The following is a 9849-nucleotide window of genomic DNA, read 5'->3' on the forward strand; positions in this document are numbered from 1 at the left end:
AGGTTTTCTAAAAGGCGACGCTATCTCTGCCCTTCAACGCCAGCATTTCGCGTGCTTCTGCCGGGCTGGCGATCTCCAGTCCCAGCGTTTCGATGATTGATCTGATCTTGGTGACCTGCTGCGCGTTGCTCGTCGCCAGTTCGCCCCGACCGATATAGAGGCTGTCTTCCAGACCAACGCGCACGTTGCCACCCATTGACGCACAGGTCGTCACGAAATGCATTTGCTGGCGACCGGTGGCGAAGCAGGACAGGTAGTAATCATCTCCGAACAGGCGGTCTGCGGTGTTGCGCATATGCGTCAGGTGATCGATATCAGCGCCAATTCCGCCGAGTATTCCGAAAATGCACTGCACAAAGTAAGGCGGCTTCAGCAGGCCTTTGTCAGCATAATGGGCGAGCGTGTAGAGGTGGCCGACATCATAGCACTCGAATTCGAACCGCGTGCCGCAGCCTTCGTGCAGCTCGCGGATCACCCGTTCTATCTGAGCAAAGGTGTTCGACTGGGCACCGGCATGTGATCCTTCCAGAAAAGGCTGTTCCCATGCATGCTTCCACGGCTGGTCACGAGCCGCGAGACCGAACACGCCGAAGTTGATCGAACCCATGTTGAGCGACGTCAACTCGGGCTGGAATTGGACTGGCGCCGCGAGTCGATCATCCATTGTGAAGCCCGGGGCGCCGCCGGTCGTCAGGTTCAGTACTGCGTCGGTGGCTTGCTTGATACGAGGAAGAAACTCAGCGAACACTTTTGGGTCGGGAGTTGGCCGCCCGTCGTGGGGGTCGCGCGCGTGCAAGTGGACGATCGCTGCGCCTGCTTCGACAGCCGCGATCGACTGCGAGGCAATGTCATCCGGCGTTATCGGCAGATGGGGGGACATCGATGGGGTGTGGATCGAACCGGTAACGGCGCACGTAATGATCGTCTTGCGAGATTTGCGCATGTTAATTTCCCTGTACCTGGACAAGCACAAGGGTGACTCAAACAGTGGCTGCAGTCAACAAATTGATCGAATATGTTTGATCAAAATTACCCGCCATCCTCCTCGAACGGGTAGGACTTGTGATACCAATCGGCCGTGCCCGCGATTATTTCCGACATCAGCCGGGCTGAACGCACGGCGTCTCGCGCGGCCAGTGCTGCAACCAGTTCATCCTGGGTCTTGAGTTCGGCCTCGATATACTCGGGCGCCCCGGCGCTGTCCGTCTGACTGTAGGGCATCATCGGGCCGAAGCAGAGCCATACCGACTCGATTTGCGCAAGCATCTGCGGTGAGCTGCCAAGTCGGTAAATGGTGAAGTGGAACTCATGGTTCGCCCACAACACTGCCTCGGATTTTTCACCAGCGCTCGCTTTTCGCAGCCGGGTTTGAGCCTTGGCAATTTCGGCGAGGCTTTCGCTGGTCATCACGGCGGCTGCCTTGCCGCAGCAATGTGGCTCCAGCAGGAGCCGGATCTCTACGATGTCGTCGAATTCCGCCCGCGTCAACGAGGGGACGCATACGCGGCCGCTGGGAAGGTTAACGAGCGCGCCTTCCGCGACCAGTCGCTGCACCGCCTCGCGCACCGGCATGATGCCCGAGCCGAGTTGCTCCGCGAGCAGCTTGACCGTGACATTCTCGCCAGGCTCGAATCGGCCCATGATCAGCGCACGGCGCAGTTCAGAATAACTTTGTTCTTTCAACGTGTTGCGATGAACCGGGGTCAGCCGATTCTTGCGCGCACCAATCGTCATCCACAGACTCCACTTTGCCCGGCTTTTAGGCTGAGCCTGAGGGCTCTGTCCATGGGTTGCGCTCAACCCTCCCATTCGGCGCCACCGCAAACAGCGATGAACTGGCCAGTAATGTGCCGCGCGGCGTCCGATGCCAGGAACACGGCGAGGTCGCCGACTTCGGTCGGGTTGATCCAGCAGCGCATCGATATGAAGCGAAGCATCTCTGCCTCCACTTCCGCCACGCTGCGCCCTTGGCTTGCTGCGGCTTGTTCAACCAGACTTCGGCCGCGCGGGTTGTCAATCAGCCCCGGCAAAATGGCGTTGCAGCGGATGTTGTCGGGACCAAGTTCGCGGGCCAGGTTTGCGGTAAGGCCCATCAGCGCCTGCTTCGACGTCACATAAGCTGTTCTTTGAGGGAGCCCGGTACGCACCGATGCGGTCGAAATATTTACTATCGCGCCGCTGCCCGCGGCTTTCATGAGGCGGACGGCGTGGCGGGTGACTCGCATCGCCCCGGTGACGTTTACTGCCATGGTGCGTTCCCATTCAGCGTCGTCGATTGCTTCGACGGGTCCGCGAGGGCCTCCGATTCCGGCATTGTTGACCAGCACATCGAGGCTTGGCCCAACTGCTTCGAACAAAGCCGAGACTTGGTCTTGGTCTGCGACATCGGCCTGGGTCGCTGCAATGTCCGGCCGTTCGCGGCCGAGCAGGGCGATGGCCTGCGCTGACACATCGCAGATGCGGACCGTTGCGCCCGAATCTGCAAATCTTTCTGCAATTGCGCGACCAATGCCCGAGGCTCCCGCCGTTACTAGTACCTGCATCTGTTATGCTCCAACGCGCCGGAAAGGCTTCTCTGTAGGATCCTTGAACTGGCCTGGCCGATTGTCCGGCCTGTCGCTCAGGTATTCTATTGATCAAAGATCAGAACTGACGCAAGCTTGGATTCTGCAGGTGCACGCGGCCAAGTAGGCTCCAACACCGTGCAAGCAATGGAAGGAGCCCCACCACTCATGGATTTGCAACAGCATTTGGAAGCCCGGGCGAACATGGGCATTGCAGCAAAGATTGAGGATAGTGCAGCGGCACCAAAGTTGCCTTTGCTACTATGCGCTGTCGGTGCGGTAATCGAGGGATTTGACCTTCAAGCAGCGAGCGTAACCGCCCCGTTCTTTTCCAAAGAACTGGATATGTCGATTGCCCAAACCGGTTACGCTTTTACGCTGAATACCCTTGGACTCTTTATTGGAGCCATGCTTGGCGGCTGGGCAGCAGATCGATGGGGGCGAAAGCCTGTGCTCGTTTTGTCGGTGGCCAGTTTTGGGCTGTTTTGCCTGTGCAACGCGATGGCGAACAGTATTGAGACATTTCTCGGTTGGCGATTTCTAGTTGGCCTTGGGCTTGGCGGCGCCTTGCCGAACCTCATCGCGCTGGCTGCGGAAAGTGGGCCAGCGCGTACCCGTTCGCGCAGGGTGATAATCATGTCTGCCGGTATGCCGATGGGCGGTGCCCTGATCAGTGCTTTGATCGCCAGCGGCGCACTGCACGGATGGCGTGAAGTTTTTATTGTCGGGGGGATAATGCCTCTCGCGGTTGCGCTCTTGATGCAGGTTTTTTTGCGCGGAGATTCGCCAGTGGTCGCCGATAGCCAAACTGCGCTTACCAACCCCGGTTTCGCATCTCTGTTCCAGGAGGATTATCGGACCAAGACCATACTGCTATGGCTGGGATTTTGCCTAACGCTGGGCATTATCTACCTGGTTTTGAACTGGCTACCCACGCTTTTGATCGAACGCGGCTTTGACAAGAAGCAGGCGATCATCGTTGCTCTGTGCTTCAATTTTTTCGGGGCGTTGGGCGCTGCTCTGCTTGCTTTTGTTCTCCATCGTCTGGGGGCCTTTCGTACGTATCTCTTCACATACATCGGCCTGATCGTGTCTACAGGTGGCCTTGCGTTGATTGGCAATGCGCCTCTTCCCGTGTTCATCGCCGGTGGCTTGATCGGAGTTTTCGTGCTGGGGGCACAATTCCTCCTCTATGGGCTCGCGGCCGACATTTATGAGGTCCGTATTCGCGGATTGGGAGTGGGCAGCGCGGTGTCGATCGGCCGCATGGGATCGGTTGCCGGACCCGCAGCCGCGACAGCCATACTTGCAGCGGGATACGGCCCGAATGCAGTGCTGCTCGGGATTATCCCGACGGCAATTCTGGCGCTCGTGTGTGCATTATTCCTACTCAAGCAGCACTAATCGATTTTTGCCCTACCGTTCAACAATCTCGCAGGTCTCGACGTCTTCCAGCTGCCGAGATCGGCCGGCGTTACTTTTTCGGCTCGAGGCGAGCCGCAACAAGGAGGATAAAGTATATCAATCCACTAGCAGAGAACTACGACCTATGTCGTCGACCTTGGAAATTCCGGTAAGGGCCATTGTTGTCCGCAAGTCCTGTTTCATGGACGAAAGCATCCGGTCAACGCCGCGTTCTCCCGCCGCGGCCAGTGCCATGGCCCAAGGTCGACCAACCAACACAGCCTTGGCGCCGAGCGCAAGGGCGCAGAACAGGTCTTGGCCTGTTCGGATTCCACCATCGACCAGGACGATGGTTTTGCTCCCTACATGATCTGCAATGTGCGGCAGTTTTCTTGCCGTGGAGGCTGCGCCGTCGAGTTGGCGGCCGCCATGGTTTGAGACAATGATCCCGTCGGCACCTATTCCTACAGCCAATTGCGCATCCCTTTCGTCAAGGATACCCTTGAGGACAAGATTGCCCTTCCATGCGTTGCGCAGCCATTCAATGTCCTTCCATGTCACCGAGTTGTCGAACTGTTGGCCAAGCCAGGAAACGAAATCGAGCGGATTGCGCGGTCCGGAGACATATCGGGCGATGTTGCCGAAGGTGTGCGGCCCGCCGTTGAGCCCGACATCCCACAACCAGCCTGGGTGCAGCGCATAATCGAAAGCTCCTGACCGCAATCTTCCCCACAGTTTCAGTCCGCCGGACATTCCGTTACGGATATCACGAAAACGTGTGCCGGTCATGGCAAGATCAACGGTGAATACAAGGGTGCGCACGCCTTGCTCCCAGGCTCGTTCGAGAAGCTCCGCCACGATCCCTCGGTCCTTGAGCATGTAAAGTTGGAACCATGATGACCTGCCTGGAACAGCAGAGATTTCCTCGATCGAGCATATGCTGACAGTCGAAAGGCAAAATGGAACATCTGCAGCATCAGCCGCCCGCTTTGCCTGTATCTCCCCCCGGCGCGCGACGATGCCGCCCATGCCAATGGGGGCCAATGCGAGCGGCATGGCGAGCTTTTCGCCGAACAACTCGATCGAGCAATCTAGCCCAGATGCGTCGACCAACACTCTCTGGTGCAAAAGCAAATCTTGCCAGTCTTCGGTATTGCGAGTGAGTGTTCTTTCTGTACCCGCGCCGCCATCTATGTAGTCGAACAGCACGCGGGGTAGGCGGCGCTCTGCGCGTCTTCGGAAATCGTCGTGGCTGGCGTCAACGAGAGCCAGTGGTTTAGTCATCTTGTCGCCCCCGTCGGTCCCTTACGCCCTCGCACGCCCCTTGTTGGCCGTGGTGAAAAATTGCTTCGGGCGCCCTCACGGCACCCCCTGCCATCTGTAGGCACAGTGCATACAAACACTAGGAGATGCGAGCGTTTTTGTTGCCTTGATACGGTTTGCTTGGGGGCAGGCCGTCCAGCACGATGAACCGCCCCGGGATTGCCGGAGGCTCCAACTCTTGAGTAGATGGACACCCGCAAAAACCCCTCGCTTTGAGGCACGTCCTGTGATTCACTCGGTGCATTGGACGGAGAGTTTTGATGCACCCACGCAGCCTGTTTTCGCTGGCGGAGCACCTGGAGCGGCTGAGCAAGGACGGAGATCCGCTTGAGGCTTTGTCAGGCACGGTAGAGTTTGAACGTTTCCGGCCGCTCTTGACCCGCGGGCTCGGCTATAGCGACGGCGCCAAGTGGACTTGTAACGGTTTTGCGCCGGTCACCTGAGCGTTTAGAGCTCGCAACAGGAGACCGACGAGATGATGAAGCATTCCGAAGAGTTCAAGCAGGAGGCGGTGCGGATTGCGCTGACCAGTGGGCTATCGCGTGAGCGTGTGGCCCAGGATTTGGGCATTGGTAAATCGACGCTGGGTAAATGGCTGGCACAGTATCGGCCAACTGATCTGGCGTCAGCGCCGCAGGCAGATCTGGCCCGCGAGAACGAACGGCTTCGCCTTGAGAACCGCGTGCTCAAGGAGGAGAGGGACATCCTAAAAAAGGCCACGCAGTTCTTCGCGAGCCAGCGGCCGTGAGGTTTGCATTCGTGGAGAGCTGGCGTCACGTCTGGCCGGTCGAGATGCTCTGCCGTGTGATGCAGGTCAGCACGCGTGGTTATCGCTCGTGGCGCACGCGACCAGTCAGCCAGCGTTCCCGCACGGACATGGCAGTGCTGGCCCATATCCGGGAGCAGTATAGCCTGAGCCTGGGCAGCTATGGTCGTCCTCGCATGACAATGGAACTCAAAGAGGCAGGCCTCGCTGTCGGCGAGCGCCGGGTCGGACGGCTGATGAAGATCAACGGGATAAAGCCGGTCCGCACCCGCAGACACAAGGTCACCACCGACAGCAACCACCGTCTGGGTGTCGCGGCCAACTGGCTCGACGGGGATTTTGTTGCCGCTGCGCCCAACCAGAAGTGGGCCGGCGACATCACCTATATCTGGACGTTGGAAGGCTGGCTCTACCTGGCTGTCATCCTTGATCTGCATAGCCGCCGGGTGGTGGGCTGGGCCGTCAGCGACAGAATGAAGAAGGATCTGGCGATCCGTGCACTCGATATGGCGGTGCGGCTGCGTAATCCACCGCCAGACTGCCTTTTCCACTCGGATCGCGGCAGCCAATATTGCTCCTACGACTATCAGAAGAAGCTGCAGGCCCATGGCCTGCGTCCATCAATGAGCGGCAAAGGCAATTGCTATGACAACTCCGCGGTCGAGACGTTCTTCAAATCCCTGAAGGCAGAACTGATCTGGCGGCAGAAATGGCCAACCAGGCGTCAGGCTGAAGCTGCCATCTTCCAATACATCAACGGGTTCTACAACACCCGCAGGCGCCATTCATATCTGGGCGGCATCAGCCCGCTCGCATTCGAAGCCAAGGTGGCATAGTGAGATAGGCGACCGGCACAAAACCGTTACAAGTCCATAGACCTGCTTGCCGAGCGCTAGACTTACGCCTCGCTTCTCCAGATCGTCGGCGATCGCACGCGCGTCCGGCACCGACCGGGCAAGGCGATCCAGCTTGGGCACCACCAGAGTCTCGCCGGCGCGGACCGCAGCCAGAGCCTGGGCGAGGCCGGGGCGGTCGCGGTTGCGGCCGGTCAGGCCGTGGTCGGTGTAGATGCGGTCTTCGGGCACGCCGAGCTCGATCAGCGCGCGGCGCTGGGCGGTGAGATCCTGCTTGTCGGTCGAGCAGCGGGCATATCCGATGAGAGTGTCGGTCATTTTGTAACGGATAAGGCCCCTGTGTGAGAAAATAAAGTGTACCACCTTAATGAGAGAGGCCGCAAGCCGGATTTGCGGAGGGCAGGGGGGTCTGACCTCTGGTCCCGTAAAAGTGTCCGGTGAGCGATCCGCAGCGGTCGCACGAGCCTCTCTCATTTCTGATGTATAGGCTAGCGCTTGATACAGGGTCTGGAAGAGTGTATTTGTCAGCGAGCTATACAGAAAGTGCCTCATGAACGTACAGCGGGGAAAACTTGTTTCAGGGGGAAGGCTGCAATTGCCGGTGGAGATCCGGCGTGCGCTTTCTCTGTCCGATGGCGATACAGTCTTGCTCGAAGTGGTCGATGGAGAAATCCACGTGCGGCCCTATCGCGATGCTGTGACCCGCGTTCAGGCAAAGTTGCGCAAGTATGTCGACCCAAGTCGCAGCTTATCCGACGAATTGATAGCTGAGCGCCGGACTGCCGCCGAAAATGAGTGATAAGCGCTACATGCTGGATGCTTCGGCCGTGCTCGCGATGATGCTCGGGGAGGACGGCGGCGATCAGATCCGAGAGCGGCTTGCTGCCAGCCAGATCAGCGCCGTGAACCTTTCTGAGGTTGTTGCCAAACTCCAAGAAGGCGGCGTGCCCTATGAGGTCATCACTTCCAGTCTTGAAGAGCTCAATTTCGACGTGCTCGCGTTCGATCAGAGTCAGGCAGTGCGTGCCGGACTGTTGCGTACGGCAACGCGAAGCATCGGGTTGTCGTTGGGGGATCGAGCGTGCCTTAGCGCAGCTGAGTCCTGCAATGCAGTTGCAGTGACCACCGATCGGGCATGGGGTAAACTCGAGCTTGATACCGCCGTCGAAGTTCTTCGCTAAGTTCCGCTGTTGACCCACACCCGGTCGTTCGCGCCCGCCAGAATTAACGTCTGGTTCTCCCAGAAGCTGCCATGGAGCTTTCGGGATCGCGCAGCAACCGCGCTCATGACCGAATGTGGGTGATGGGGTGGACGCCCCCCGACGGCATCTATGTGCCATAGTGGAGGTGTTTTGCACCACTAGAAGGAGGCGTCCATGGCAGAGGTTAGCACGATCGGGTTGGATATTGCGAAGACTGTTTTTCATGCGCACGGCGCGGATGCGCGCGGGCAGATGGTGTTCAGCCGGCGGCTGACCCGCGCGAAGCTGCTGGAGTTCTTTGCAGCGCAGCCGCGGTGTGTCGTCGCGCTCGAGGCCTGCGGCGGGGCGCATCACTGGGCCCGCGAGATCGCCTCGCTGGGGCATGAGGTGAAGTTGATCCCGCCGGCTTACGTGAAGCCGTTCGTGAAGCGGAACAAGAACGATGCGGTCGATGCCGAGGCGATCTGCGAGGCAGCCCAGCGCCCGAGCATGCGCTATGCGGCGATCAAGACCGAAGTGCAGCAGGCTGCCGGGATGGTGTTCCGCACGCGCGATCTGCTGGTGCGCCAGCGCACCCAGCTCATCAACGCGATCCGCGGTCATCTGACCGAGTTCGGGTGGGTAGCGCCCAAGGGGCCCTCGCACATCAGCGTGCTGGCGAGCCTGCTCGAGGAAGACGAGGAGATCGGGGGATCCTTGCCTGAAGCAGCGCGATCGATGTTCCTGGTGATGACCGGTCAGCTCGAGCAGCTGAACGAGCAGATCAAGCTGCTCGACAAGGAGATCGCAAGGCGCGCACGGGAAGATGAGGCTGCCCGGCGGCTGATGACCATCCCCGGCATCGGGCCGATCGCGGCAACCGCGCTGCTCGCCCTGGCACCACCGGCGGAGGGCTTTGCGAGGGGGCGCGACTTTGCAGCATGGCTCGGGCTTACGCCGCGGCAGCACTCGACCGGTGGCAAGGAGAGGTTCGGCTCGATCTCGAAGATGGGCGAGCGCACGCTGCGACGGCTGCTGATCATCGGCAGCAGTGCCGTCGTTCGGCAGGCCAGCAAGCGCGGCGCCCCGCGCGGCTCATGGCTCGAGCAGATGCTGGCCAGAAAGCCGCGCATGCTGGTCACGGTCGCGCTGGCGAACAAGACCGCCCGGATCATCTGGGCGGTCCTGACGAAGGGTGAGGATTACAGGGCTCCGGTCGCGGCAGCAGCGTAAGCTGAGGCGGACCAGAGGTCGTCGGTAGAGGTAAGAGACCGAAGGAGGGTATGGCACCACAGTCGGCGAGACGGAGCCGGAAAACCAGACCTTTCCACAGTACCTCAGAGCACGAGTGGGTGATGTGGATCCGGTTCGCGAACTCCCATACGGGCCAGCGGCACAGCGCCGCGCTAACAGGCCGGACAGATGGCAGCATCCGACTACCGCCAATACCCGATTTTACTCTTGCATCTTTCGGGGCGTCCACAGATGGATTGTGTTGAAAAACGCGGCGCCTCAGAACGTCGCGAAACAATCGAACTTTGAATACTTTGCGTGAGCATAGTTGATTCAAAGGCGATGGAAATTGCATAATATTCCCGCACCCTCGCGCACGAACATTTCGCCCTCCGACTTTTTCAACATGGGGTAATGGTCTGGCGGCTCTTCGATGGAGACTGATATATTCAGCTCTGGCGTAGAAGAGGAGGCAGATCATGGATTACTTTGCTGGCCTGGACGTGTCGCTGGAGAAGACACAC

11 protein-coding genes are annotated in these 9849 nt (G+C 59.3%); 6 read left to right on the forward strand and 5 right to left on the reverse strand.

Going from position 1 to position 9849, the window contains the following annotated elements:
• Positions 1-7 precede the first annotated feature (7 nt).
• The 3 genes from kce to J3454_RS15510 form a co-directional block, all read right to left on the reverse strand.
• Positions 8-943: a 3,5-dioxohexanoate:acetyl-CoA acetone transferase gene (gene kce, locus J3454_RS15500; RefSeq protein ID WP_349514682.1), complete on the reverse strand. Its 936-nt coding sequence runs from the start codon at positions 941-943 to the stop codon at positions 8-10.
• Positions 944-1029: 86 nt separating this feature from the next.
• Positions 1030-1734, reverse strand: coding sequence for a GntR family transcriptional regulator (locus J3454_RS15505; RefSeq protein ID WP_349514683.1), 705 nt, complete (start codon positions 1732-1734; stop codon positions 1030-1032).
• 62 nt (positions 1735-1796) lie between these two features.
• A complete protein-coding gene (locus tag J3454_RS15510; RefSeq protein ID WP_349514684.1) occupies positions 1797-2543 on the reverse strand; it encodes an SDR family oxidoreductase in 747 nt (248 codons plus the stop codon).
• Between the two features lie 189 nt (positions 2544-2732).
• Between J3454_RS15510 and J3454_RS15515 the strand changes: the two genes are divergently transcribed.
• Positions 2733-3968 (forward strand): MFS transporter, encoded by a 1236-nt coding sequence (locus J3454_RS15515; RefSeq protein WP_349514685.1) that lies wholly within the window; start codon positions 2733-2735, stop codon positions 3966-3968.
• A 117-nt stretch (positions 3969-4085) separates the two neighbouring features.
• Here J3454_RS15515 and J3454_RS15520 read toward each other — a convergent pair whose 3' ends face one another.
• Positions 4086-5252 (reverse strand): L-lactate dehydrogenase, encoded by a 1167-nt coding sequence (locus J3454_RS15520; RefSeq protein ID WP_349514686.1) that lies wholly within the window; start codon positions 5250-5252, stop codon positions 4086-4088.
• A 299-nt stretch (positions 5253-5551) separates the two neighbouring features.
• On the opposite strand from J3454_RS15520, the gene J3454_RS15525 reads away from it, so the two are divergent.
• Complete coding sequence (locus J3454_RS15525) at positions 5552-5734, forward strand: hypothetical protein (RefSeq protein ID WP_349514687.1); 183 nt, start codon at positions 5552-5554, stop codon at positions 5732-5734.
• A gap of 32 nt (positions 5735-5766) precedes the next feature.
• Positions 5767-6893, forward strand: a protein-coding gene (locus J3454_RS15530; RefSeq protein WP_502878617.1) for an IS3 family transposase whose coding sequence is annotated in 2 segments (ribosomal slippage) — positions 5767-6007 and positions 6007-6893 — 1128 coding nt in all. Because the reading frame shifts where the segments join, the coding sequence is not laid out codon by codon here.
• Here the strand turns inward: J3454_RS15530 and J3454_RS15535 are convergent.
• Complete coding sequence (locus J3454_RS15535) at positions 6843-7229, reverse strand: recombinase family protein (protein WP_349514689.1); 387 nt, start codon at positions 7227-7229, stop codon at positions 6843-6845. The two genes, J3454_RS15530 and J3454_RS15535, sit on opposite strands and share 51 nt — an antisense overlap.
• A 232-nt stretch (positions 7230-7461) precedes the next feature.
• Here J3454_RS15535 and J3454_RS15540 point away from each other — a divergent pair, with 232 nt between their 5' ends.
• The 3 genes from J3454_RS15540 to J3454_RS15550 all read left to right on the forward strand — a co-directional run bounded on the left by J3454_RS15540 (position 7462) and on the right by J3454_RS15550 (position 9325).
• Positions 7462-7710: an AbrB/MazE/SpoVT family DNA-binding domain-containing protein gene (locus J3454_RS15540; RefSeq protein ID WP_349514690.1), complete on the forward strand. Its 249-nt coding sequence runs from the start codon at positions 7462-7464 to the stop codon at positions 7708-7710.
• Complete coding sequence (locus J3454_RS15545; RefSeq protein ID WP_349514691.1) at positions 7703-8092, forward strand: type II toxin-antitoxin system VapC family toxin; 390 nt, start codon at positions 7703-7705, stop codon at positions 8090-8092. Before J3454_RS15540 ends, J3454_RS15545 begins: the two co-directional genes overlap by 8 nt.
• Positions 8093-8287: 195 nt before the next feature.
• Entirely contained in the window at positions 8288-9325 is a 1038-nt protein-coding gene (locus J3454_RS15550; protein WP_349514692.1) for an IS110 family RNA-guided transposase, read from the forward strand.
• Positions 9326-9849: the final 524 nt, after the last annotated feature.

This window comes from Erythrobacter sp. NFXS35, from assembly GCF_040148725.1.
Classification (GTDB): Bacteria; Pseudomonadota; Alphaproteobacteria; order Sphingomonadales; family Sphingomonadaceae; genus Erythrobacter.

Excerpts from the sequence above, each read along its gene's own strand:
- kce (WP_349514682.1), bottom strand. The coding sequence starts at position 943 with ATGCGCAAATCTCGCAAGACGATCATTACGTGCGCCGTTACCGGTTCG.
- J3454_RS15505 (WP_349514683.1), bottom strand. The coding sequence starts at position 1,734 with ATGACGATTGGTGCGCGCAAGAATCGGCTGACCCCGGTTCATCGCAAC.
- J3454_RS15510 (WP_349514684.1), bottom strand. The coding sequence starts at position 2,543 with ATGCAGGTACTAGTAACGGCGGGAGCCTCGGGCATTGGTCGCGCAATT.
- J3454_RS15515 (WP_349514685.1), top strand. The coding sequence starts at position 2,733 with ATGGATTTGCAACAGCATTTGGAAGCCCGGGCGAACATGGGCATTGCA.
- J3454_RS15520 (WP_349514686.1), bottom strand. The coding sequence starts at position 5,252 with ATGACTAAACCACTGGCTCTCGTTGACGCCAGCCACGACGATTTCCGA.
- J3454_RS15525 (WP_349514687.1), top strand. The coding sequence starts at position 5,552 with ATGCACCCACGCAGCCTGTTTTCGCTGGCGGAGCACCTGGAGCGGCTG.
- J3454_RS15535 (WP_349514689.1), bottom strand. The coding sequence starts at position 7,229 with ATGACCGACACTCTCATCGGATATGCCCGCTGCTCGACCGACAAGCAG.
- J3454_RS15540 (WP_349514690.1), top strand. The coding sequence starts at position 7,462 with ATGAACGTACAGCGGGGAAAACTTGTTTCAGGGGGAAGGCTGCAATTG.
- J3454_RS15545 (WP_349514691.1), top strand. The coding sequence starts at position 7,703 with ATGAGTGATAAGCGCTACATGCTGGATGCTTCGGCCGTGCTCGCGATG.
- J3454_RS15550 (WP_349514692.1), top strand. The coding sequence starts at position 8,288 with ATGGCAGAGGTTAGCACGATCGGGTTGGATATTGCGAAGACTGTTTTT.